The 23,787-nt window shown below is 73.6% G+C and carries 22 protein-coding genes, 1 tRNA gene and 1 pseudogene; 14 read left to right on the top strand and 10 right to left on the bottom strand.

From position 1 onward, the window contains the following. Window positions 1-64 precede the first annotated feature (64 nt). Window positions 65-1,237: an acetyl-CoA C-acyltransferase gene (locus tag AB0G14_RS17240; protein ID WP_357698322.1), complete on the top strand. Its 1,173-nt coding sequence runs from the start codon at window positions 65-67 to the stop codon at window positions 1,235-1,237. A 24-nt stretch (window positions 1,238-1,261) separates the two neighbouring features. On the opposite strand, the gene AB0G14_RS17235 is transcribed toward AB0G14_RS17240, so the two are convergent. After that, complete coding sequence (locus AB0G14_RS17235; protein ID WP_357698320.1) at window positions 1,262-1,915, bottom strand: class I SAM-dependent methyltransferase; 654 nt, start codon at window positions 1,913-1,915, stop codon at window positions 1,262-1,264. A 141-nt stretch (window positions 1,916-2,056) separates the two neighbouring features. On the opposite strand from AB0G14_RS17235, the gene AB0G14_RS17230 reads away from it, so the two are divergent. From AB0G14_RS17230 to AB0G14_RS17200, 7 genes are all read left to right on the top strand, one after another. Further along, window positions 2,057-3,058, top strand: a complete 1,002-nt coding sequence (locus tag AB0G14_RS17230; RefSeq protein ID WP_357698318.1) for a phosphotransferase — start codon at window positions 2,057-2,059, stop codon at window positions 3,056-3,058. Between the two features lie 186 nt (window positions 3,059-3,244). Next, the gene (locus tag AB0G14_RS17225) at window positions 3,245-4,843 is read left to right on the top strand and encodes a glycoside hydrolase domain-containing protein (protein ID WP_357698316.1); all 1,599 of its coding nucleotides are present in this window, start codon (window positions 3,245-3,247) and stop codon (window positions 4,841-4,843) included. A 20-nt stretch (window positions 4,844-4,863) separates the two neighbouring features. Continuing rightward, window positions 4,864-6,474, top strand: a complete 1,611-nt coding sequence (locus tag AB0G14_RS17220; RefSeq protein ID WP_357698314.1) for a glycoside hydrolase domain-containing protein — start codon at window positions 4,864-4,866, stop codon at window positions 6,472-6,474. Window positions 6,475-6,603: 129 nt separating this feature from the next. Then, complete coding sequence (locus AB0G14_RS17215) at window positions 6,604-7,116, top strand: hypothetical protein (RefSeq protein ID WP_357698312.1); 513 nt, start codon at window positions 6,604-6,606, stop codon at window positions 7,114-7,116. Between the two features lie 68 nt (window positions 7,117-7,184). Further along, complete coding sequence (locus AB0G14_RS17210; protein ID WP_357698310.1) at window positions 7,185-7,877, top strand: response regulator transcription factor; 693 nt, start codon at window positions 7,185-7,187, stop codon at window positions 7,875-7,877. Further along, entirely contained in the window at window positions 7,870-9,309 is a 1,440-nt protein-coding gene (locus AB0G14_RS17205) for a HAMP domain-containing sensor histidine kinase (protein WP_357698309.1), read from the top strand. The genes AB0G14_RS17210 and AB0G14_RS17205 overlap by 8 nt, the downstream gene beginning before the upstream one ends. 59 nt (window positions 9,310-9,368) lie before the next feature. After that, window positions 9,369-9,962 (top strand): hypothetical protein, encoded by a 594-nt coding sequence (locus tag AB0G14_RS17200; RefSeq protein ID WP_357698307.1) that lies wholly within the window; start codon window positions 9,369-9,371, stop codon window positions 9,960-9,962. Window positions 9,963-10,037: 75 nt separating this feature from the next. Here AB0G14_RS17200 and AB0G14_RS17195 read toward each other — a convergent pair whose 3' ends face one another. Together AB0G14_RS17195 and AB0G14_RS17190 are read right to left on the bottom strand one after the other, a co-directional pair. Next, window positions 10,038-11,633, bottom strand: coding sequence for a ricin-type beta-trefoil lectin domain protein (locus tag AB0G14_RS17195; protein WP_357698305.1), 1,596 nt, complete (start codon window positions 11,631-11,633; stop codon window positions 10,038-10,040). Between the two features lie 228 nt (window positions 11,634-11,861). Continuing rightward, window positions 11,862-14,120: a hypothetical protein gene (locus tag AB0G14_RS17190; protein WP_357698303.1), complete on the bottom strand. Its 2,259-nt coding sequence runs from the start codon at window positions 14,118-14,120 to the stop codon at window positions 11,862-11,864. Window positions 14,121-14,224: 104 nt separating this feature from the next. Here AB0G14_RS17190 and AB0G14_RS17185 point away from each other — a divergent pair, with 104 nt between their 5' ends. Further along, a complete protein-coding gene (locus AB0G14_RS17185) occupies window positions 14,225-14,932 on the top strand; it encodes a glycosyltransferase family 2 protein (RefSeq protein WP_357698383.1) in 708 nt (235 codons plus the stop codon). A 39-nt stretch (window positions 14,933-14,971) separates the two neighbouring features. Here AB0G14_RS17185 and AB0G14_RS17180 read toward each other — a convergent pair whose 3' ends face one another. Beyond that, a complete protein-coding gene (locus tag AB0G14_RS17180) occupies window positions 14,972-15,874 on the bottom strand; it encodes a transketolase (protein WP_357698301.1) in 903 nt (300 codons plus the stop codon). A gap of 2 nt (window positions 15,875-15,876) precedes the next feature. Beyond that, window positions 15,877-16,620: a transketolase gene (locus tag AB0G14_RS17175; protein WP_357698299.1), complete on the bottom strand. Its 744-nt coding sequence runs from the start codon at window positions 16,618-16,620 to the stop codon at window positions 15,877-15,879. A 46-nt stretch (window positions 16,621-16,666) separates the two neighbouring features. Between AB0G14_RS17175 and soxR the strand changes: the two genes are divergently transcribed. Continuing rightward, window positions 16,667-17,131: a redox-sensitive transcriptional activator SoxR gene (gene soxR / locus AB0G14_RS17170; protein WP_357698297.1), complete on the top strand. Its 465-nt coding sequence runs from the start codon at window positions 16,667-16,669 to the stop codon at window positions 17,129-17,131. Window positions 17,132-17,135: 4 nt separating this feature from the next. On the opposite strand, the gene AB0G14_RS17165 is transcribed toward soxR, so the two are convergent. Continuing rightward, window positions 17,136-18,086, bottom strand: a complete 951-nt coding sequence (locus tag AB0G14_RS17165) for an NADP-dependent oxidoreductase (protein WP_357698295.1) — start codon at window positions 18,084-18,086, stop codon at window positions 17,136-17,138. Window positions 18,087-18,253: 167 nt separating this feature from the next. Between AB0G14_RS17165 and AB0G14_RS17160 the strand changes: the two genes are divergently transcribed. Then, complete coding sequence (locus tag AB0G14_RS17160) at window positions 18,254-18,895, top strand: helix-turn-helix domain-containing protein (RefSeq protein WP_357698293.1); 642 nt, start codon at window positions 18,254-18,256, stop codon at window positions 18,893-18,895. Here AB0G14_RS17160 and AB0G14_RS17155 read toward each other — a convergent pair. Next, window positions 18,815-19,417 (bottom strand): helix-turn-helix domain-containing protein, encoded by a 603-nt coding sequence (locus tag AB0G14_RS17155; RefSeq protein WP_357698291.1) that lies wholly within the window; start codon window positions 19,415-19,417, stop codon window positions 18,815-18,817. The genes AB0G14_RS17160 and AB0G14_RS17155 overlap by 81 nt on opposite strands. A 59-nt stretch (window positions 19,418-19,476) precedes the next feature. Between AB0G14_RS17155 and AB0G14_RS17150 the strand changes: the two genes are divergently transcribed. Next, window positions 19,477-20,658, top strand: a complete 1,182-nt coding sequence (locus AB0G14_RS17150) for an alkene reductase (RefSeq protein ID WP_357698289.1) — start codon at window positions 19,477-19,479, stop codon at window positions 20,656-20,658. Window positions 20,659-20,727: 69 nt separating this feature from the next. Then, a complete protein-coding gene (locus tag AB0G14_RS17145) occupies window positions 20,728-21,441 on the top strand; it encodes an SDR family oxidoreductase (protein ID WP_357698287.1) in 714 nt (237 codons plus the stop codon). Window positions 21,442-21,714: 273 nt separating this feature from the next. On the opposite strand, the gene AB0G14_RS17140 is transcribed toward AB0G14_RS17145, so the two are convergent. Together AB0G14_RS17140 and AB0G14_RS17135 are read right to left on the bottom strand one after the other, a co-directional pair. After that, the gene (locus AB0G14_RS17140) at window positions 21,715-22,692 is read right to left on the bottom strand and encodes an NAD(P)H-quinone oxidoreductase (RefSeq protein ID WP_357698285.1); all 978 of its coding nucleotides are present in this window, start codon (window positions 22,690-22,692) and stop codon (window positions 21,715-21,717) included. Between the two features lie 9 nt (window positions 22,693-22,701). Next, a complete protein-coding gene (locus tag AB0G14_RS17135) occupies window positions 22,702-23,241 on the bottom strand; it encodes an AAA family ATPase (protein WP_357698283.1) in 540 nt (179 codons plus the stop codon). A gap of 97 nt (window positions 23,242-23,338) precedes the next feature. Here AB0G14_RS17135 and AB0G14_RS17130 point away from each other — a divergent pair. Beyond that, window positions 23,339-23,427: transfer RNA gene (locus AB0G14_RS17130), tRNA-Ser, on the top strand. A gap of 60 nt (window positions 23,428-23,487) precedes the next feature. On the opposite strand, the pseudogene AB0G14_RS17125 reads toward AB0G14_RS17130, so the two are convergent. Beyond that, window positions 23,488-23,598, bottom strand: a pseudogene (locus tag AB0G14_RS17125) (MerR family transcriptional regulator); the annotation flags it as partial. Window positions 23,599-23,787: the final 189 nt, after the last annotated feature.

Genomic DNA, 23,787 nt, shown 5'->3' with positions numbered 1-23,787 from the left:
GGGGAGGACGGCGGCCCGCCAAGGACGTAGTATCGGTGGCAGCCGAAGTTACCGGGGAGTAGTCATGAGTGACGCAGTCATCGTCGGCGCGGTACGCACCCCGGTGGGGCGGCGCAAGGGCAGCCTGGCCGCCGTGCACCCGGTCGACCTCTCGGCGCACGTGCTGCGCGCCCTCGCCGAGCGCACCGGGATCGACCCGGCCCAGGTCGACGACGTGGTCTGGGGCTGCGTCTCCCAGGTCGGCGACCAGTCGTGGAACATCGCCCGCAACGGCGTGCTGGCCGCGGGCTGGCCCGAGTCGGTGCCTGGTACCACGCTCGACCGGCAGTGCGGCTCCAGCCAGCAGGCCCTGCACTTCGCCGCCGCCACCGTGCTCTCCGGCCAGGCCGACCTGGTGGTCGCCGGTGGCGTCGAGTCGATGACCCGGGTGGCCATGGGCTCCAGCGGGGCCGGCGGGATGCCCTTCAGCGAGCAGGTGCGCGACCGGTACCGGGGCGTCGAGGGCTTCGCCGAGGATGCGCCGCTGCCGTTCAACCAGGGCGTCGGGGCGGAGCTGATGGCCGCGCGCTGGCGCTTCTCCCGCGCCCAGCTCGACGAGTTCGCACTCGCCAGTCACGAGAAGGCGGCCGCCGCGCAGGACGCCGGCGCCTTCGACGCCGAGATCGCCCCGGTCGCCCTGGCCGACGGCGGCAAGTTCGCCGCCGACGAGGGCATCCGGCGGGACACCTCGCTGGAGAAGCTCGGCGAGCTGGCCACCCCGTTCCGCCCCGACGGCGTCGTCACCGCCGGTTCCGCGTCGCAGATCTCCGACGGCGCGGCGGCGCTCGCCGTCACCACCGGCGAGTGGGCCAGCCGGCACGGCCTGCGCCCGCTGGCCCGGATCCACACCGCCGTGGTCGCCGCCGACGACCCGGTCACCATGCTCACCGCGCCCATCCCGGCCACCGCCAAGGCGCTGCGCCGCGCGGGGCTGGGCATCGAGGAGATCGGGGTGTACGAGGTGAACGAGGCGTTCGCCCCGGTGCCGCTGGCCTGGCTGGCGGAGACCGAGGCGGACGCGGAGCGGCTCAACCCGCGCGGCGGGGCGATCGCCCTCGGCCACCCGCTCGGCGCCTCCGGCGCCCGGATCATGACCACCATGCTCGCCCACATGCGGGACAACAACATCCGCTACGGCCTCCAGACCATGTGTGAGGGCGGCGGCATGGCCAACGCCACCATCGTCGAGCTGCTCTGACGCCCCGCCGACCAGAGACGGGGGCTACGCCCCGGCAGGCTTGCGCGCCAACACGAAGCCCTGCGGGGTCGTCTCCGTGCCCTCGCGCTCCTTCACGACCGTGGCCCACAGGTCGAAACCGGCCTCGCGCACCAGCGCGGCCACCTCGTCCGGTCGCTGCCGGTACCAGTCGACGCAGATCGGCCTGCCGAAGGCCTCGTCGAGGTGGAGGCGTTCGTCGCCGACCTGGAAGGCGAGCATGAGCTGCCCGCCCGGCGCGAGCACCCGGTGGAACTCGGCGAGGACCTCGGGCCGCCGCTCCCAGGGGACGTGGATGACCGAGTAGTAGGCGAGCAGCCCGCCGAGGGAGGCGTCCGGCAGCTCCAGGGCGAGCATCGAGCCCACCTCGAACCGCAGCCGCGGGTACGTCTCCCGGGCCAGCGCGACCATGCCGGGCGACAGGTCGATGCCGAACGCGTCCAGTCCCAGTCGGTGCAGCAGGATCGTGACGCGGCCGGGCCCGCAGCCGACGTCGGCGACGGGGCCGTTGCCGTTGGCCTTCACCACCTCGGCGAAGGCGGCCAGCAGCGCGCGGTCGAGGGGTCTCTCGTCCATGTCCGTGCGGAGCCACTCGGCGTAGTCGACGGCCATGGCGTCGTAGGAGTCGCGGGTGGCGGTGAGGAAGGGGGCGTCCGGCATGGCGGTGAAGGTAGCCGTCCCCGCCGGCGTCCGCGATGACCATCGCCGGGACCGGCGGGAAGTGTCGATCGTCGCCGGGCACGGGGTGCGCCGGGGATAAGGTGTCGCCCCGGCGCCGGGGACGGGGCTAGATTCCGCGGCATGACCACTGCCTCCACGCCGCACGCCGACTGGGCCGACCCGCACTGGCGGGACACCGCGCTCGGCTGGGTCGGCGACCAACTCGGCCGGCACGGCCGGCGGGTCGTCGGGCCGGTCGAGCCCCGGGTCCGGCCGTGGTCCCTGGTCTGGCGGGTACCCACCGACGCCGGGGACGCCTGGTTCAAGGCGAACAACCCGGGCACCCGGCACGAGGCGGTGCTGCTGGGCGCGCTGGCCCGGCTCGCCCCGGGACGGGTGCTCGACCCGATCGCGGTCGACGCCGACCGCGGCTGGTCGCTGCTGCCCGACGGGGGCCGCTCGCTGCGCGACGCGCTGGGCGGCGACCGCGACCTGCTGGCCCGCTGGGAGCAGGTCCTGCCGGAGTACGCCGACCTCCAGCGCACGGTCGCGCCCCGGGCCGGCGAACTGCTCGCGCTCGGGGTGCCCGACCACCGGCCGGAGGTGCTGCCGGAGCTCTTCGAGTCGCTGCTGGAGGACGAGGAGTCGCTGCTGCTGGGGGCGGAGGACGGGCTCGACGTCGAGGCGTACGGGCGGTTGCGCGCCCACCGGGACACCTTCGCCGAGCACTGCCGGCGGCTGGCCGACTCGGGCGTCGCGCCCACCATCCAGCACGACGACCTGCACGACGGCAACGTCTTCGTCGCCGACGACGGGCACCGGTTCTTCGACTGGGGGGACGCCTCGGTCGCCCACCCGTTCGGCACCCTGCTGGTCACGCTGAACTCGGTCGCGGACGCCTTCGAGCTGCCCGCCGGCGACCCGACGCTGGCGCGGCTGCGGGACGCGTACCTGGAGCCGTGGTCGGACCGGCACGACCGGGCGACGCTGCGCGAGGTGGCCCGGCTGGCCGTCCGCGTCACCCGGGTGAGCCGGTCGCTCTCCTGGCGTCGGGCCCTCATGACGCGGGACCCGGCCCGGGCGCAGTACGCCTCCGCGGTGCCCGGCTGGCTGACGGAGCTGTTCGAGCCCGACCCGGTCTGAACCGGACGGGCGGCGCGCGGCCCCGCCCAGCAGGCGCGACGGGCCGCCCGCGACACCTCCGGCCCGTCCGGTGCCGGCCACGACCTCGACAGGAGCCGTCGACTGTGGTCAGAATCAGCGGGCCGGCGGCGCGAGTGACGCGTCCGCCCGCCGGCCGTCCGACTCACGGGGACAGATCGGGGAAACGTGAAATCCACACTCTCGCCGGCCGGGCTGCGCCGTGCCGCCCGCCGGGCCGTGGCCCTCGCCGCCACCACCGTCGTCGGCACCGGCCTCGCGCTGACCGCCGTCACCAGCCCGGCCCACGCCGCCGTCCCGCCGCAGCCCGGCACCTACACCGGCCTCGGCTTCGACGCCTGCACCGCGCCGACCAGCGCGCAGATGCAGGCCTGGCGCGATCACTCGCCGTACCGGGCGGTCGTCATCTACTTCGGCGGCAGCAGCCGGGGCTGCGCACAGCCCGCGCTGACCCCCGAGTGGGTCGCGGAGCAGACGGCGGAGGGCTGGCACCTCGTCCCGATGTACGTCGGCCTCCAGGCCCCCTGCCTGCCGACCAGCCGGCCGCGCATCGACCCGGCGCAGGCGGCGGCGCAGGGCCAGTCCGAGGCCGACGACGCCGTGGCGCGGGCGGTGGAACTCGGCCTGCCCCGGGAGAGCGTCCTGTTCTACGACATGGAGGACTACGACGGCGGCGACGCCGCCTGCACCACCGCGGTCCTCACCTTCATGAGCGCGTGGACCGCACGGCTGCACGACCAGGGCTACCTCTCCGGCTTCTACAGCAGCGTGGCCCGCGGCGTCGCCGACCAGGTCGCCGCCTACGACACGCCCGGCTACGTGCGTCCGGACTACCTCGACTTCGCGCGCTGGGACAACCAGGCCACGGTCGAGGACCCGACCATCCCGGCCACCTACTGGATGCCGAAGCGACGGATGAAGCAGCACGTGGGCCCGCACGACGAGACGTGGGGCGGGGTCACCATCAACATCGACGGCGACTACCTCGACGTCGCCCCGCTGCCGGCGACCCGGTTCGGCGACTTCACCGGCAACGGCTGGGCGGACCTCGGCTACCGGGAGCCGTCCACCGGCCGGCTGCACGTCTACGGCGGCAACGGCACCACGCTGAGCGGCCGGGTCACGCTGGGCGCCGGCTGGAACGGCATGGACACGATCATCCGGGCCGGCAACTTCGACCGGGACGGCGGCGAGGACGTGATCGCCCGCGAGCCGGCCACCGGCTACCTGTGGCTCTACCCGGGCACCGGGTCGGGGATCAGCGGCCGGATCAACCTTGGCGCGGGCTGGAACAGCGTCCGGGAGATCACGCCCATCGGCGACTACAACCGCGACGGCTTCCAGGACCTGCTGGCGGTGCAGAGTTCCACCGGCGCGCTCTACCTGTATCCCGGCACGGGAGGCAGCGCGTTCACCAGCCGCATCCTGCTCGGCTCCGGCTGGAACACGGTGGACGAGTTGAACGGCGGCGGCGACTTCAACAACGACGGCTACCCCGACGTGGTCGCGCGGGAGAAGAGCACCGGTGACCTCTACCTGTACCCGGGTCGGGCCGGCGCGCCCAACACCCGTACCAAGGTCGGCGCCGGCTGGAACACCATGCGCGACCTCGTCCAGCTCGGCGACTTCGACCGGGACGGCCGGCCGGACATGGTGGCCGTGCAGCAGTCGACCGGCTACGTCTACCGGTACCGCTGGCTCGGCACCGCCTGGGCGGCGCCCATCCGGCTCGGCACCGGGTTCGGCTCCATGACCCCGCTGCTCTGAGCGACCAGGATCGAGGACCCGTGACGCTCCGTTCCGCTCTGCCCGCCGGGCTGCGGCGTACCGCCCGGCGGGCCCTCGCCGCGACGGCGGCCACCGTGCTCGCCGCCGGCGCCGCCCTGACCGGCACCGCCGGGCCCGCGCGGGCCGCCGGCTACACCGGGCCGCACCCGGGCGCGTTCACCGGCCTGGGCTTCGACACCTGCACCGCGCCGTCGAACGCGGCGATGAACGCGTGGCTCGCCTCGCCGTACCGGGCGGTGGGCATCTACATCGGGGGGAACGGCCGGGCCTGCGCCCAGCCGAACCTGACCCGGGAGTGGGTGACCACGCAGGCGGCGGCGGGCTGGCGCTTCTTCCCGCTCTACGTCGGGCCGCAGGCGCCCTGCCGCAGCACCAGCAAGCCGCGGATCGACCCGGCGCAGGCCGCCGCGCAGGGGCGGGCCGCCGCCGACGACGCCGCGGCGCGCGCCCGCGACCTGGGGCTCGCCCGGGAGAGCACCGTCTTCTACAACATGGAGAAGTACCCGGCGGGCGACGCGGTCTGCACGGCGGCGGTGCAGACCTTCACCCACGCCTGGACCATCCGGCTGCACGACCACGGCTACTTCTCCGGCTTCTACACCGACGTGGCCTCCGGCGGCCTCGCCGACCAGGTCTCGGCGTACGAGCGGGCCGGCCACGGCCGGCCGGACTACCTGGACTTCGCCCGGTGGGACGGCGCGCAGACGGTGGCGGACGAGGCGCTGCCCGAGTCGTACTGGATGCCGAAGCAGCGGATGAAGCAGTACCGGGGCGACCACCACGAGACGTGGGGCGGGGTGACCATCAACATCGACAGCAACCACCTCGACGTCGCCCCGCTGCCCGCGACCCGGTTCGGCGACTTCACCGGCAACGGCTGGGCGGACCTCGGCTACCGCGAGCCGGCCACCGGCCGGCTGTACGTCTACGGCGGCAACGGCGCCACGCTGAGCGGGCGGGTCTCGCTCGGCGCGGGCTGGAACGGGATGGACGCGATCGTCCGGGCGGGCAACTTCGACCGGGCCGGCGGCGAGGACCTGCTGGCCCGCGAGAAGTCGACCGGCTACCTGTGGTTCTACCCGGGCAACGGCACCGGCGTGACCACCCGGGTCAGGGTCGGCAGCGGCTGGAACGGCATGCGCGAGATCACTCCCGTCGGCGACTGGAACGGCGACGGCTTCCAGGACATCGCGGCGGTGCAGACCTCCACCGGCGTGCTCTGGCTCTATCCGGGCAAGGGCACCGGCTTCGGCAGCCGGGTCGCCCTCGGCGGCGCGGGCTGGAACGGGCTCGACGAGCTGACCGGCGGCGCCGACTTCACCGGTGACGGGCGCCTCGACGTGCTCGCCCGGGACACGGCCACGGGCCGCCTGCACGTCCACCCGGGCGGCCCGGACGGCCTCCTCGGCGCCCGGCTCGACGCGGGCACCGGCTGGGGCGGCATGCGCGACCTCGTCCAGCTCGGCGACTTCGACCGCGACGGCCGGCCCGACCTGGTCGCGGTCCAGAAGTCGACCGGCAACGTGCTGCGGTACCGCTGGAGCGGCGGCGGATGGCTCGCCCCGACCCGGCTGGGCAGCGGTTTCGGCGCGATGCAGCCGCTGCTCTGACGCGTAGTTCCGGGCCCGTCCGGCGCGACGGGCCCGGAAGTCGGACAGGCGGTGCGACGCGCGGGTGTGGAAGTTCTGCAATTTGCGCGTGACCCACGTCACCCTCCGGCGCCCGTCGTTGGGCAGGGCATGGACGTCTTCTCCCGAACGTTCCTCCCGGCCGCCTCCGAGGCCGGACTGGCGATGCAGACCGTCAGCCGGCACATGCCGGTCTTCCGCCGCTGCGTCGGCTCCGGCGACGCCACCATCCTGGTCACCCGGTGCAGCCGGCCAGACCGCCCGATGGCCGGCGAGTACCTCTTCCTGCTGACCCACCGGCGGCTGGTCGTCACCCAGCAGACCCGGGTCCTGCACCGGCTGCGCCTGCACCTCAACACCGAGCTGCGGGAACTGAGCAACGTCACCTGGAGCCCGGACCCGCGCCTGCACTCGGTCGAGCTGGCGGCCACCGCGATCGACGGGGTCCGCGAGCGGTTCCTCATCCACACCCGGCACCCGAAGCAGGTGTGGCAGCTCGACGCGCTGCTCAACCACGCCTTCCGGACCCGGCTGCGGGCGCCCCGGGAGCGGCTCGTCGCCACCATCGGCGAGGCGCCAGCGGTCGCGCGACCCGCCGCGTTCCGGCCGGCCGTGGTGCGCTGACCGTCTTCTTACCGAACCCGAACATCCGCTGACCCGCCCGGCGGCGCCGCGTCGGGAATCATGGGCCGGTGACCGTCGACGCCCCGACCCGCGGGCTCGTCCTCGTGGTGGAGGACGAGCCGGCCATCGCCGACCTGGTCCGGCTCTACCTGATCCGTGACGGGTTCGGCGTACACCTGGAACGGGACGGTGCCGCCGGCCTGGCCGCCGCCCGCCGGCTGCGGCCGGTGGCCTGCGTCCTCGACATCGCGCTGCCCGGCCTGGCCGGCACCGAGGTCTGCCGGCGGCTGCGCGAGGCCGGCGACTGGACGCCGGTCATCTTCCTCACCGCCCGCGACGACGAGGTGGACCGCGTCGTCGGGCTGGAACTGGGTGCCGACGACTACGTCACCAAGCCGTTCAGCCCGCGCGAGCTGGTCGCCCGGGTGCGGGCGGTGCTGCGTCGCACGGCCGGAGCGCCCGGAGGGATGGGCCGGCCGCGGGTCGTCGGCGCGGTGACGCTCGACCCGGCCCGGCGCACGGTGACCGTCGCGGGGGCTCCGGTGCAGCTCACGTCGACCGAGTTCGACCTGCTCGCGCACCTGATGGCCCGGCCGGGCCGGGTCTTCACGCGGGAGGAACTGCTCGCCGGGGTGTGGGGGTACGCGGCCCACGCCGGCACCCGCACCGTCGACGTGCACGTCGCGCAGGTCCGCGCGAAGCTCGGCGCGGCCAGCGTGATCCGCACCCACCGGGGCGTCGGGTACGCCGCCGATGGCTGAGCCCACCGTCGCGCTGCCGGCGGTCGGCCCGCCGGCGCGGCCGTCCCGCCCCCGCCCCGCCCGTACGCTCACCTCCCGCGCGGTGCTGGTCACCTGCGCGGTGGCCCTGGTCTCGGTGCTGGTCACCGCGATCGTGGCGGTGCCCCTGGCGGTACGCGGCGTCGAGCGGCGCGACCAGGAGGCGCTGGCCGCCCAGGCCCGGCTCGCCGCCGAGGTGCTGCGGCCCCGGCTGGAAACCGGGCGGACCGCCGACGAGGAGCGGATCGTCCGCCAGCTGCGCGCCCAGGGCGTCGACGCGTACCTGGTCCGGCGGGGCGTCGCGGACCGGCCCGGCCTGCCGTCCCGGGTGGTGCAGCGCGTCGCCGAGGGACGGAACGTGTCGACCCGCCGGCCCCTCGACGGGCGGCGCACGCTGATCGAGGGCCGCGCCCTGCCGGGCGGCAACGGGGTGGTGCTGACCCGCTCCCGGGCCACCGCCCCGTGGCGGCAGGTGCTGCCCAGCCTCTGGCTGCCGCTGCTGGCCGGGCTGGCCGCCGGCGTGGTGGCCGGGCTGCTGCTGGCCCGCCGGCTGGCCCGGCCGATCCGGCGCGCCGCCGACGCCGCCGCCCGGCTGCGCGCCGGGGACCGGACGGTACGCGTGCCGGTGGAGCCGCCCGACGAGGTGGCCGACCTGGCGTACGCGCTGAACGGGCTGGCCGCCGCGCTGGCCACCAGCGAGGGCCGGCAGCGGGAGTTCCTGCTCTCCGTCTCGCACGAGTTGCGCACCCCGCTGACCGCGATCCGGGGCTACGCCGAGGCGCTGGCGGACGGGGTGATCGGGGCGGCGGACGCGGCGGGCACCGGCCGTACCGTGCTCGCCGAGGCGGAGCACCTGGACCGGCTGGTCAGCGACCTGTTGGCGCTGGCCCGGCTGGAGGCCGCCGACTTCCCGCTCGAACCGGTGCCGGTGGACCTGGCCCGGCTGGCCGCCGACGCCGGCCAGACCTGGGCCGACCGGTGCGCGGCGGTGGGGGTCACGTTCCGTGCCGAGGTTCCGGAGCAGCCGGTGCCGGCGTACACCGATCCGGGGCGGATCCGGCAGGTGGTGGACGGGCTGCTGGAGAACGCGCTGCGCGTCGTACCGCCGGGGGCGCCGGTCGTGCTCGCGGTCCGGGCGGCCGGCCCGGACCCGGCGGCGGGCGGCGTCGTGGAGGTCCGCGACGGCGGACCCGGTTTCACCGACGACGACCTGGCGGTGGCGTTCGAGCGCGGCGCCCTGCACCAGCGCTACCGGGGGGTGCGCAAGGTCGGCAGCGGGCTGGGGCTGGCACTCGCCGCCGGCCTGGTCCGCCGGCTCGGCGGGGAGATCACGGCCGGGCACGCGCCGGAGGGCGGGGCGGCGTTCACCGTCCGGCTGCCCCCGGATCCTTACCAAGCTCGAACATCGGCCTGACCCGCCGCTCGCCGGACGGCGGGAGGCTGGGATTCCACGGACGGACGAGAGGGAGACTCATGGCACGTTGGGGAATCGCCGCCGGCACGCTGTTCGCGGCGGTCGCGCTGGGACTCACCGGCTGCGGCGCGGCCGAGGTGGCGGGCCAACCGGCCCGCGAGACCGCCCTCGAGGTCGTCGCGGCCCTCGGCGCGGAGGGCCAGGCGCTCGCCGCGATGGGCTTCGACGCCGGCGACCTGGACGTCGACCCCGTGGCCGCACCCGCGTCGCCGGCGGCCTCGCCCACCGCGACCGGGGAGAAGCCGCGGCGCGAGCGCGCGGAGGAGTGGCGCAAGCGCCGGCAGGCCCGGGTGCTGCTGCGGAAGAACACGCTGCACGGCGAGGCCGTGGTGCGGACGAAGGACGGCGGCACGAGGACCGTCGCCGTGCAGCGGGGCGAGGTGACCGCGATCGACGGCGGGAAGATGACCGTGAGGTCCACCGACGGCTTCACCATGACCTGGACCTTCGGCGACGAGCTGCGCGTCGTCGAGCGTCGTACGACGATCGCGTCCACCGACATCGGGGTGGGCACGACGGTCGGGGTGGCCGGCGCCAAGGAGGGCGACGGCGGCGTGGCCCGCCTGATCGTCGTGCCGGTCAAGCAGAAGTAGGTGTGGCCCCGCCGTCCCCGGCGGAGGGATCGAGCCTGACCGCCCGGAGCCGGGGACGGCGGGCCACACCCCACCTCAGTACACCCGGGAGCCGATGAAGTCGTCGTGCCCGTAGCCGACCGGGTTGGCGAAGGCGCGGGACTCGAACGACCACTGCTGGCGCGTGCTGGTGGAGCAGGTGGCCAGCCGCAGCCGCGGGGTGCCCAGCCACGGGTCGTCGAAGGCCAGGCAGAGGTTGGTGTTTCCGGCCGCCTTGATCTGGTTGCCGGCCAGCACGAACCTCTGGTTGGCGCCGCCGTGGCAGTCGTGGATGTCGACCGCCGTGCCGGAGTTCAGCGTGCCGCCCGAGACGTCCAGGCAGCGGTCGTGGGAGAGCTCCGAGTGCAGCGACTGCCGGGCCGGGTCGTACCAGAAGCCCTGGTTGCGCCCGCCGTGGCAGCCGTACGACTGCTGCGGCGTGCCGTTGCGCGAGTCGTACCCCTTGCCGTCCACGCAGGTGCCGGTGGCGGCGTTGCGCAGCTGCCTGAACTCGAACAGCCCCGGGTAGAGCACGCCGTTGCCGGTGCTGGCCGGGTCGACGCAGGTGGCGCGCTGCTGCCCGGAGTTCCAGAACTGGGTGACGCACTGGGCGAACATGCCGTGCCCCCGGTGGTTCGGGTGGAACGACTGCCGCGCCGCGTTCTCGTCCCAGACGCCGATCTCGATGTGGAGGCCGCGGACGGCGGTGTTGTCGGTGCACACCTCGTGGCCGTGGAACAGCCGGCTCGCGTCGAGGTAGCGGGTGCCGGTGTTGGTCGCCGCCGCCCGCAGCGCCGACTCGAACAGGGGCACCGCCTTGTTCCGGGCGAACGCGGCGTCGGCCAGGTAGAGCAGGCAGCCACCGGCGTACCAGCCGGGGAAGTTCGGGTTGTCCTCCACGTCCGGGCTGCCGGGGCTCGGGTACGACATGAGCACCAGCTCGTAGTCCGACCGCAGGTAGCCCGCGCCGGTCATGGTCTGCCGGATGTCGGTGAGCGCGTCCTCGACCGCCTGTCGGCTGCCGTCGGTGCGCACCGTCCACTGGTCGGTGTAGGTGGGGTAGCACGGGCCCTGGAAGAAGACCCGGCGGATGGCGCAGTCGGTGGCGACGGGGCCGAACTGGATCGTGCCGTCGCCGTTCGCGCCGACCACCACCCAGATCAGCTTGATGTGCGTGTTGCGCGCCTTGATCGCCAGGTGGTCGCCCTGGTTCAGCTCGTTGTGCTGGGTGGGTCCGCCCCGGATCAGGTTCCACGGGGTCGCGCCGGAGCAGGCGATGTTGTACTTCTCGTCGGCGGGGATGCCGGTGCGGAAGACCGCCTGGTCGTACGAGCGGTCGCACCAGTTGCCGGGTTCGTGGGTGCCGGGGACGTAGTTGCCCACCCCCTCCCCCGAGATCTCGCTGTCGCCCATCGTGATCAGCGCGGTGCGGCGCTGTTCGATGGGGCGGATGGCGGGCGCGCCGTAGAGGGCGGTGGCCTCGGCGGCGCGGATCGCCTCCAGGTTGCCGGGGAGTGGCTGGATGGCCGGACGGTCGGCCGCGGTGGCGGGGGAGGCCGTTCCGGCGAGCATCGGCAGGACGAGCGCGGCGGCGACGACGGTGAGCACCCGTCGTCGGGTCGCGCGTCCGCGGCTGGCAGGGGAACCATGCATCGACGCACTCCTTTCGGCTCGATCGCGGGGCGTCGATCGAGTTGCCAGAAGGTAACGCCGGCTTCGAGATATGTGAATGCGTCTCGGAATCGTTGCGCGCGGAGTGGAGAACCGGACGATCCGGGCGAGACGGGCGACGTCAGGGGTGCTGCGGCCGTCGCTCCGGCCACCCACTTCGGCGTGCGCCGGGCGGCGTCGGCGGTGCCCGGCCAGGTGGCGCCGGGCGGGTCAGCGCCCGGGCGGCAGGGCGTAGCCGACGTAGCCCCGGAACTCGACGCGCCAGCCCGCCGGCACCAGCTCCGCGCACGCCGGCCGGCTGCCGGTGCAGACGATCGCGTCCACCGAGGCCGGGTCGGCCGGCGGGCGCCCGGGCAGCACGGACTGCAGCGCCACCAGCTCCGGCGGGCGGCCGTCGGCGTCACGCAGCAGCAGCCACCAGGGGTACTCCCAGTTGTCGTTCTGCTGCACCAGGCCGATCCGGCGGGCGTCCGTCGCGCGTACCGCGCCCGCCGCCCAGCGGAACTCCTCCGCCCACTGGGGACGCCGCAGGAACCGGGTCTCCCACTCGGAGGCGGTGAAGACCGAGCCCGCGCCGACCAGCCGGCGCGGGAAGCCGTACGACACCGCGAGCACCCCGGCCAGCGCGCAGGTGGCCAGCACGGTCACCGCGAGCCCGGCCGCCACCGACCGCCGGCCCGCGCCGCCGGCCCGCGCGGCCGACCGGCGGCGGAACAGCGCGTCGAGCCAGAGCCCCGCCAGCGGTACGGCCAGCGTCAGCGCGTAGAGCAGCAGGCGGTTGCCCCACGGCTGCCACTTGACCATGGCGGTGTGCAGCAGCACGGCCACCACCACGACCACCGCGTACGCGCGCAGCGGCCCCGCCTGCGTCGGGCCGACCCGGCCCGGCCTGGCCAGCGCGAACCCCGTCCCGATCAGCGCCAGCGCCCCGGCCAGCGGGAAGGCCACCCGGTCCTCGTCCGGATACCAGGACGGCACCGGGAAGCGTTCCCGCCCGAAGGTGGTGGCCCGGTCCTGGGGGTCCACCCCGATCAGTTCGGCGCCGGCGACGATCACCTCGGCGCCGGCCCGGCGCAGCGGCGCGAGCGGGGTGTCGAACGCGGTGTGCGCGATCCGCAGCGCGTTGACGAGCACCGACGGCGGGTCGTGCCGCTCCATCGGGACGGACTCGCGCAGCCGGGGCGGGCCGAGCGGGTGCCCGAACTCGGCGGTCACCCGGGCGAGGAACGGCCCGACCACGACCGCCGCGACCAACAGGATCAGCACCGACCCGGTCACCGTCCGGGCCACCTGGCGTCCCGGCCGGAGACCGCCGGGCGCGGCAGCCCCACCGGCGTGACCGACATCCGGGCCGCCCACCGCGCCGGCCCTGTGGGGCACCGCTCCGGCGCGCTCCCGCGCGGTGCCGCCCCGCGCCAGCCGGAGCTGGGCGAGCCCCCAGAGCACCAGCAGCGGCCCGACCGCCATCAGGCCGTTGGTCTTGGTGACCGCGGTCAGCCCGGTGGCCGCCCCCAGCCCGAGCATCGTCCCGATCCCGGCGCGCCGGCGCAGCCCGTCCAGCGCGAGCGTCGCCGCGCAGGCCACCCAGGCGGCGCAGACCAGGTCGGTCTGGGTGCTGGTCGCCTGGAGCGCCACCATCGGCGTGGTGGCCAGCACGAACGCGGTGAGCAGCTGGGACCGGCGGCTCCCGCCGAGCTGGGCGGTGATCCGGGTCGCCGCCAGCAGGACGCCGACCCCGGCGGCCCACTGCACCAGGTGGTACAGCGCGTCGCCGCCGGTGAAGAGGCGAAGGTGCAGCAGCAGGTACTCGGCGCCGGGCGGGATGGTCACCTGCCGGTGGATGGCGGTGGGCCAGAAGTCGAGGTCGCCCTGGGCCACCCAGTGCTCCACCTTCGGCAGGTGGTAGGTCTGCGAGTCGAAGTTGTTCGGTTCGGCCAGCAGGGCGATCAGCAGCTCGACCAGGAGCAGCCCGCCGACCGTGCCGGCGAGCAGCCGCTCGCCCCGCCCCGCCGTACGCCAGGCTTCGGCCAGACCGGTCCACCAGCCGGACCGGCGGGCCCCGGCGGCGCCCGGCGCGCCGGCATCCGGTGCGGGCGGCGGGGCCGGGGCGCCGGTGGTGGGGCCGGTGGCCGCGCCGACCAGGGCGCGGCGTGGCACCGCGACGGCCGCCGCCCGTCGCGCGGCGTCCCGGCGGCGGCGCCGTCCGGCGACCGCGCCCGTGGCGGCGAGGAAGAGCAGCCAGGCGACGGCGAACGCCGGCAGGGTGAGCAGCCCCAGCGCGCCGAGCACCTCCACCGTGAGCACCGCGAACGCGCCCGTGACCAGGGCGGCCCGGACCAGCGCGAGGCGCAGTGGCGCCACGGTCTCGGTGGCCAGCGGCCGGAGGGCGACGGTGAGCAGTCCGATCGCGGCGACGGGGGCCAGGGCGAGCGGGTAGCCGGCTGCCGACATGGCGGAAGTAAACACCATCTTCCTGAGGCCGCCACGGTCGATGCCCACGGTGCTGGACACCGTCCCGCTGACCAGCCAGGCTAGGCTAGGGCCGACGTATTGTCGCCACCGTGGAGATTCCCGTGAAGCTCTCGATCCTCATGCCGGTCTACAACGAGGAAGAACGCATCGCGGATGCTCTCAAGCAGGCGTTGGCTGTCGACTACCCGTGCGAGATCGAGCTGGTCGTGGTCGACGACGGCAGCCGGGACGGCACCGGTGAGATCCTCGGCCGGGCCGACGACGCGCGCCTGCGGGTCATCACCCACCAGCGCAACGCCGGCAAGGGCGCGGCCATCAAGACGGCGGTCGACAACGCGGAGGGCGACTACCTGGTCATCCTCGACGCCGACCTGGAATACGACCCGCAGGACATCCCCAAGCTGCTCGACCCGGTGCTCGACGGGCGGGCCACGGTCGTCTACGGCAATCGCACCTTCGGCAGCCACAGCGCCTACAGCTTCTGGTACGTGATGGGCAACAAGGGCGTCACGATGGCCGCCAACGTGCTGTTCAACTCCTACATCGGCGACCTGGAGACCTGCTTCAAGCTGATGCCGGTCGACCTCTACCGCTCGCTCGACGTCCGCTCGCGCGGCTTCGGCATGGAGGCGGAGGTGACCGGCAAGCTGCTGCGCCGCCGGATCCGCCCCTACGAGGTGCCGATCAGCTACCGGGCGCGGGGCCGCGAGGAGGGCAAGAAGATCACCTGGAAGGACGGCGTCGAGGCGCTCTGGATCCTCGGCCGCGAGCGCACCCGCCGCCGCCCCCTCGGCGCACCGACCCGCTGACCCGCCGCCGAGACCTGCCCCGCGGCGGGTCGTCGCGGCTCAGCGGCCGGCCGGCGCCAGCGCCGACTCCAGGAACCCGCCGACCGAGCGGCGCAGCCCGGCGGCGTCCAGCCCGTGCCACCGGGTGTGGTCCTCGGCCGACCCGTAGCGGCGCAGCTCCTCGCGCCCGACGCCGAGCGCCAGCAGCCGGTGCGGCCGGTCGGCCAGCGCCGCCGACACCACCCGCGCCGACGTCCCGGCCAGGTAGGGCTCGACCAGGATCACCTCCGTGCCGGCCAGCGCCCGCAGCCCCGCGGTGTCGAACGGCCGGGGCCGGTGGGTGTACGCCACCGTGACGCCCAGATCGGCCGCCGCGGCGAGCGACGCGTCCAGCACCGGGCCGACCGCGACCAGCAGCGGGGCGCCCGGCCCCGCGTCCCGGAGCACGCGCAGCGCGCCGTCGCCGCCGTACGGCCGGTCGTTGTGCTGGGTGGAGAGCCGCAGGTACGCCGAGCCGTCGGCGGCCACCGCGTCGCGCAGCAGCGCCGGCACCTCGTCGGGGTGGCCGGGGACGTGCACGGTCCAGCCGTGCAGGGTGTCGATCAGCGAGACGTCCGCCGGCGAGAGGTGGGTGCGACCGGCCGCCGCCCGGTCGTACGACGCGCCGACGCTGACCAGCACCGCGCCCACACCCTGGTGGTCGAGGTCCAACTTGAGCTGCTCGTACGCGCGCTCGACCAGGAACGGGGCGTAGCTGTGCGCGATCGGCCGCAGCCCGGTCAGCGCCAGCCCGCCGGCCACGCCCACCATCAACTGCTCGCGGATCCCGACGTTGAGGACCCGGTCCGGGTGCCGCTGCGCGGCGGGGGCGAACGCGGCGGCGGAGATGTCCGCCAGCACCAGCGCCGTACGCGGATCGTCCGCGAGCAGCGCGGTGGTGGTGTCGACGAAACGGTCCCGCACGGTCACTCCCCCTGGTCGACGACCGCGACGACGACGTGCGGCCGGTGGTTGTCCTGCCCGGTCAGGGCGGTGTGCAGGGCGTCGTGGTCGCGCCCGTCGACGGTGGCGGCGGTCCAGCCGTTGACGGTGAACCGGGCCGCGGCGCCGCCCGGCCAGCCGTGCGTGGCGGAGCCGTTGTCGATCACGATCGCGGTCAGGTTGCCCAACCCGGTCGCGCCCGCGTACGCGATCGCCTCGTGGTTGGAGCCCTCGTCCAGCTCCGCGTCGCCGAGCAGCACGAAGACCCGGGGCGTGAGCAGGCCCTGGGCGCGCAGCCCGAGCGCGGTGCCCACGCCGAGCCCGAGCCCGTGGCCGAGGGAGCCGGAGCCGATCTCCACCCCGGGCACCAGCATCCGGTCGGGGTGGTCGCCGAGCCGGCTGTCGGGGCCGCCCTGGTCGTCCAGCCAGTCGGCGGGGACGAAGCCCTTCGCGGCGAGCACGGCGTAGTAGCCGGCGACGGCGTGCCCCTTGGAGAGCAGGAACCGGTCCCGCTCCGGCGCGTCGACGGTCTCCGGGGTGATCCGCAGGATCCGGTCGTAGAGCACCCAGAGCACGTCGACCGTGGAACGGACGTTCGCGCCGAACTCCCGGCCCGCGCGGACCCGCTCGTACAGCGGGGCGACGGGCCCGGGCAGGGGTGGCGTGGTCGGGTCGTCCGGCGGTGGGGCGGTCGCCACCCGACCCGCGTTGGCGGTCATCGTGGTCATGCCGCTAGCCTGCAAGTTGAAGTCCGCTTCAACTCAAGGCGACGTGATGCACGAGTCACTGACCATCGGCCAGCTCTCCACCCGCAGCGGCGTGGCCCCCTCGGCGCTGCGCTACTACGAGCGGCTCGGGCTGATCCGGGCCGAGCGGACGGGCGGCAACCAGCGCCGGTACGCCCGCACCGAGCTGCGCCGCGTGGCGTTCATCCGGATCTCCCAGCAGGTCGGCATCTCGCTCGAGGAGATCCGGGAGGCGCTGGACTCCCTGCCGGCCTCCCGTACCCCCAACGCGGAGGACTGGGCGCGGCTCTCCGCGGCCTGGCGGGAGCGCCTGACCGAGAAGATCCGGCTGATGACCAAGCTGCGCGACGACCTCGACGGCTGCATCGGCTGCGGCTGCCTGTCGCTGCGGCGCTGCACGCTCTACAACCCGGACGACTCGCTCTCCGGAGAGGGCTCGGGGGCCCGCCTGATGCTCCCCCGCCCGGTTGCGGAGCCGGCACCGACCGCCTGAAGCGTTACGGCGTCATCCGGACGACGACCTTGCCTGCTTTCGCGCGCCCTTCCTCGACGTACGCCAGGGCTTCGCGGGTGGCCTCGAAGTCGAAGACGCGGTCCACGATCGGCCGGATCGTGCCGGCGTCGACGAGGGAGCTGATCTCGCGCAGTTGGTCGCCGCTGGCCTTCATGAACAGGAACGAGTACCTGACCTGGTGGCGCCGGGCGCGTCGCCGGATCCGGAAGCTCAGCGCGGCCATGGCCAGCCGGACGACGGGGTTGGCGCCGAGTTCCTTGGCAAAGGTGGGATCGGGCGGCCCGGCGACGCTGACGACGATCCCGCCCGGCTTGAGGACCTTTAGGGATTTCTCGAGTGTCTCGCCGCCGACGGTGTCGAGAACGACGTCGTAGTCGCGCACGACCGTCTCGAACGCCTGCTTCTTGTAGTCGATGACGATGTCGGCGCCGAGGCTTTTCACCAGGTCGAGCTTGGAGCTGCTCGCGGTGGTGGCGACCTGTGCGCCGAGGTGTTTCGCGAGCTGGATGGCTATGGTGCCGACGCCACCGGCGCCGGCGTGGATGAGGACCTTCTGGCCGGGGCGCAGGTTGGCTCGTTCGACCAGGGCTTGCCAGGCGGTGAGGCCGACCAGGGGGAGGGAGGCGGCCTCTTCCGTGGTGATCGTGGCGGGTTTGGCGGCGACGTCGTCCTGGTCCATCGCGATGAGCTCGGCGAACGCGCCGATCCGGTTCTGGTCCGGGCGGGCGTAGACCTCGTCGCCGGCGGCGAACCGGGTGACACGGGAGCCGACGGCGACGATCGTGCCGGCAAGGTCGTTGCCGAGGACGAACGGCGCCCGGTACGGCAGGATCACCTTGAGATCCCCGGCCCGGGTCTTGAGGTCGAGCGGGTTGACGCTCGCCGCGTGGATCCGGACGAGCACGTCGTTGTCACCCACCGGCGGGTCCGGCACGTCGCGGGCCTGCACGGTGTCGGCGTCGCCGTAGTGGTCGACCACAAATGCCTTCATCGTCTGCTCCGTCTCTCAGTGGCGCCGCCCGCGGTGGCGGCAAGTGGTGTGTCGGCGTCGACTGCCGCCACCTGAGTATAAAAAGTAAACTTAGCGGGTAGGCTGTGGGCATGGACACGACCGCTGACCCCTTCGCCGACCGGGACACGGCGAACTGCTCGATCGCCCGGACCCTGGATGTAGTGGGCGAGAAGTGGACCCTGCTGATCCTGCGGGAGATCTGGTACGGCTCATCGCGCTTCAGCGACCTGCACCGGATGCTGGAATGTCCCCGCAACCTGCTCGCGGAACGCCTGCGCAAACTCGTCGAGTACGGCATCCTGAACACCGAGCCCTACCAGGAGGACGGCTCACGCAGCCGCTCCCGGTACGTGATCACCGCCAAGGGCAACGACCTGGTGCCGGCCGTACTGGGCCTGCTGCAGTGGGGTGACCGGTACCGCGCCGACCCTCCGGGCCCGGCCGTCGTCACCCGCCACCACGACTGCGGCGCCACACTGTCCGTGCAGGTCCGCTGCGAACACGACCACCACGTTCCGGCGAACGAAATCGAGGCCGTTCCAGGACCGGGCTTCCGGACGAAAACGCTCGCGGACACCGCAACTGAGTCACAATCCGCCAAGGCGTCTGAGCCGACCCTCAATTCCATGCGGCGACGCCTGGCGCGCGGGTCAGCGGGGAAGGATGACCGCGACCTGGGTGCGGATACTCGCGACGATCTCCGCAGCGCTGGTCGCGGCGTCCGCGCTTGACGCCATGCTCAGGAACAGGACGGCGGAGATCACCCGAGCCAGTGTCGAGGCGTCGGGCTCATCGATTTCGGCGTGCTGGGTGAGGATGTCGGCAATGGCCTGCTCGGTCCGTCTCACGATGGACAGGGCTTCGGCGTGGTGGGGTTCGGTGGGTTCGCCGAAGACCATCTCCCGCAGGTAGGTGCGGCCGTTGTCGACCTGAACGCGGTTGCACTCCACGATCGGAGCGACCAGCGCCAGCACCCTGTCAAGGGTGCTCTGCGCCCCGGCGGCCGCGGTGCGGCCGCGGTCCAGGGCGGTGGCGTAGTGGGCATTTTGCACGAGCAGCAGCAGTTCGCCCTTGGTCTTGGCGTACAGGAACAGAGTGCCGGTGCCGATGTCTGCCTTGTCGGCGATCTGCTGAGTGGTGACCTCGTCGATGCCGTGCTCGGCGAACAGTTCGCCGGCGGCGGCGATGATGCGCTCGAGCTTGGCCTGCTTGTTCCGCTCACGCCGCCCGAGCGGCTGAGGCGCCATTGGCATGCGGTGTCCTCCCGGAATAAACTATGAGTGCACTCAGTTATGAGTGGAGTCATTGCTGTGTGGGCTCGGATGCGATCGCACTCATTCTCCCACGCCCCGACGGCGCGATATGGCGTCGCCGGGCTGGTGATGGCCGACCGTTCGTTGCAAAGGAAACCCGCATGACCTCGCCCTCCTCGCTGTGGCAGCCGTTCACCCTCGGCAGGCTCCAGCTGCCGCACCGTCTCGCGCTGGCACCGATGACCCGTAGCCGCGCGAACGCCGACGGCACCCCGGGAGCACTCGCGGCGGACTACTACGGCCAGCGCGCCTCCCTAGGCCTTGTGATCACGGAAGGTGCCCAGCCATCTCAGGACGGCCAGGGATACCTGAACACCCCAGGGATCTACACCCCCGAGCAGATCGCCGGCTGGAAGGCGGTCGCCGACGCGGTGCATGAGAAGGGCGGGCATCTCTTCATCCAGCTGATGCACGTGGGCCGGATGTCTCACCCGGACAACACGCCGCATCACCGCCAGCCGGTGGCGCCGTCGGCGATCTCGGCCGAGCAGGACATGTTCACTCCGGCGGGCCTGCAGAAGACCGTGCTGCCGCGGGAGCTGAGCACGGCGGAGATCCAGGACGTGGTCGGTGAGTTCCGGCATGCCGCGGCCTCCGCGATCGCCGCAGGTGCGGACGGGGTGGAGATCCACGCCGCCAACGGGTATCTGCTGCACCAGTTCCTCTCCCCGAACGCGAACGTGCGCACCGATGAGTACGGCGGGTCCGTGGAGAACCGGGCCCGGTTCGTCATCGAAGTCGCCAAAGCCGTCGCGGAAGAGATCGGCGCCGACCGCACCGGCATCCGTATCTCCCCGGCGTTCCCCCTCGGAGGACTCGTCGAAGGCGGCACCGAGGCGGTACGCGCCCAATACCGCTACCTCGTCGGTGAGCTCGCCGAACTGGGCCTCGTCTACCTCCACGTCCACCACCTGGGTGACGACGAACTACTGCGCTCGTTGCGCGACACCTGGCCGACCGCCGTTCTGGTCGTCCGGTACGGGCGCGAGCGGGAGCACATCGCGGCGGACATCGACGCAGGCCTTGCCGACATCGCACCGCTCGGACGATTCGCACTGGCGAACCCGGACGTCGTCGAGCGGCTGCGTACCGGCGCTGCGCTGAACGAGGTGGACCCGGCCACCCTCTACGGCGGCGGGGCGGTCGGCTACACCGACTACCCGACCCTCGCCCACGCCTGACCCAACCACCACCCTCGGCACCGAGGCCCGGTCGATCTCCGGCTCGAGACAGAACAAGGAATACGCACCATGACCTCACTGAACGGCGCTGTCGTCCTCGTCACCGGCGCAAATGGCGGTATCGGCGGCCACTTCGTGCGCGAAGCCCTCGCCCGCGGCGCGGCGAAGGTGTACGCCACCGCCCGCAAGCCCCGCACCTGGGACGACGAGCGCATCGTGCCCCTCGCCCTCGATGTCACCGACCCGGCATCGATCAAGGCCGCCGTCGAGGCGGCGCCGGATGTGACCATCCTGATCAACAACGCCGGCGCGACGGTGTCGACCCCAGGCATCCTCACTCACACGGACGAGGAGATCCGCCGCAACGTCGAGACCAACTTCCTCGGCCCGATCTTCCTCGCCCGCGCATTCGCACCGATCCTGTCGGCGAAGAGCGGGAACACGGCGATCGTTGACCTTCACTCAGCCCTGTCGTGGTACGCCGTCGCCGGCATCTACTCCGCCACCAAGGCCGCCCTATGGTCAGCGACGAACTCCCTGCGCCTGGAATTGCTACCCGCAGGCGTCCAGGTTGTCGGCGTGCACGTCGGCTACGTCGACACCGCCATGGCCGCCCACACTACCGACCCCAAGCTCGCCCCCGCTGACCTCGTCACCCAGGTCCTCGACACCGTCGAAGCCGGCGGCTACGAGGTTCTTGCCGACGCCACGTCCGTGCAGCTCAAGGCTGGCCTTAGTGCCCCGCTCGAGGCCACCTACCCGCAGCTCGCTACCATGAATTAGCCCCTGCGTAAGCGGGGAGGCCACGACGATTACACAATCGGCGCGGCCTCCCCGTCCGCTGTTCCAGAGCCGGGTTCATGGAACGGCCCGGTGGCTGTCCGTAGGCCGGATGCCGCACCCCGATGCAGTGGGATGCCGGGCCCAACGCCGGTTTCTCCACGGCTGAGGCGTCGCCGTCCCGGCCGGGACGGCAGCCGCCCCGCCGTTCCCGTCCCGCCGCCCAGGTTCCCGGTCCCGACGCCCCGGGACGGTCCCGTGCCGGCGGCCGGCGCGTCAGCCGGTGGTGAGCAGCACCTTGCCGACGTGGTCGCTCGACTCGACCAGCCGGTGCGCCTGCGCCGCCTCGGTGATCGGCAGCCGGCGGTCCACGATCGGCCTGACCGTGCCCGCCTCGACCAGCGGCCAGACCTGCTGGCGGACACCCCGGACGATCTCCGCCTTCTGCTCCGGCGGCCGGGACCGCAGCGCGGTGGCCGCGACCGTGCCCCGCTTGGCCAGCAGCGCGCCGAGATCCAGCTCGCCCTTGCGGCCGCCCTGCATGCCGATGACCACCAGCCGGCCGTCGGTGGCCAACGCCGCCACGTTCCGGGGCAGGTAGGCGGCGCCCATGATGTCGAGGATGACGTCGGCGCCCCGGCCGTCCGTGACCCGCCGGACCTCCTCGACGAAGTCCTGCTCGCGGTAGTCGATCGTGTGCGTCGCGCCCAGCTCGCGCAGCCGCTCGTGCTTGGCCGCGCGGGCGGTGACCACCACCGTGGCGCCGAGCGCGACCCCGAGCTGGACCGCGAAGGTGCCGATCCCGCTGCCGCCGCCGTGCAGCAGCAGCGTCTCGCCCTTCGCGAGCCGGGCCAGCTGCACCACGTTCGACCAGACCGTGCAGGCCACCTCGGGCAGCGCCGCCGCGTCGACCAGGTCGACCCCCGCCGGCACCGGCAGCAACTGCCCGGCCGGCACGGCGACGCGCTCTGCGTACCCGCCGCCGGCCAGCAGCGCGCAGACCTCCTGGCCGACCTCCCAGCCGGCCACGTCGGGCCCGGTCGCGCTGATCACCCCGGAGCACTCCAGCCCGGGGTACGCGGGCGCGCCCGGCGGCGGCGGGTAGTGCCCCTGCCGTTGCAGCAGGTCCGCCCGGTTCACGGCGGTGGCCCGCACGTCGACGACCACCTCGCCGGGGCCGGGCTCGGGATCGGGCACCTCGCTCCAGACCAGTGCGTCGGGTCCGCCGGGCTCCGGGATCGTCATCGCGCGCATGCCCTGTGTCTACCCCACCCGCCCGTCGGTCCACGCCCGGGCCAGGATCTCGTCCACCGTCTGCGCCGGGGTCTGCGCGGAGGTGTCCAGCCAGAGCCCGACGCGGGGCGTCTCCGCGCGGAACCCCGCGTCCAGGTCGGCGACCGGCCAGTCGCCGTACCCGGTCTTCTCCCGGGCATCCTCGCGGGCGGCGACGACCTCGGGGCTCGGCGCGAGCACGACGACCGCCAGCGGGCGGTGCCGGATGCGGTCGACCATGCCCGGCAGGTCCGCGCCGAGGACCACGTCCTGGAGCACCACCGTGAAGCCCGCGGCGGCGTAGCGGTCCGCCGCCGACGCCGCGAGGTCGTAGCGCAGCCGCAACTGCCGCCACGCCTCCTCCGACGGCTCGGCGGTCATCTCCTCCCGCCCGCTGACCACCATCCGCCGGAAGACGTCCCCGCGCAGGTGCACCGCGCGGGGCAGCCGCCCGGCCAGCGCCTCGGCCACAGTGGACTTGCCGGCGGCCATGATGCCGGTGATCAGCACGACGGACGGGGTCTCCCACATGCCGCCGATCATCTCAACGCGGGTGCCGTGCCCGCTCGCCCGGTGCGCCGCCGTGGCAGACTAGGCACGGTCGCGTACCCCTGCGGGGCGCGGCCCGGGAGGGTTCGCCTAGTGGCCGATGGCGCTGGTCTTGAAAACCGGTAAGGGCAGCGATGTCCTTCGTGGGTTCGAATCCCACACCCTCCGCCGACGAACAGCAGACACGCCCTCCGACCAGCACGAACGCCGGTCAGGGGGCGTGTAAAGCCATTCGGTGTCGCTGGTGTCGTGCGTGAACACCACCACGCGGCGAGCAACGCGCCGCATCTCGTGCAGGCCCGCGATCGGGTCCTGCCAGTGATGGACGGTGGCAAAAGCCTTGTCACCAGCCCACGCCGCGCACGAGGCCTGGCGTTGCTGCCCTGGAGAGTAGGTCACTTCTTCACCTCCGCCCCCGAACAGCGAGAACCGGCGGCCCGGCGGAGCGCCCGCAGAATGCGGACGATTTCCGGGTCGGCAACAACACGCCTTGTTTTATTCGCCGGCGCTTCAACTCCCGTTCCTCGT

Origin of the sequence: Micromonospora sp. NPDC023814, from assembly GCF_040639595.1 — a bacterium.
In the GTDB taxonomy this organism is placed as follows: domain Bacteria; phylum Actinomycetota; class Actinomycetes; order Mycobacteriales; family Micromonosporaceae; genus Micromonospora.
The sequence above is the reverse complement of the archived record's forward strand: the minus strand, read 5'-3'. Positions and strand labels throughout refer to the sequence as shown.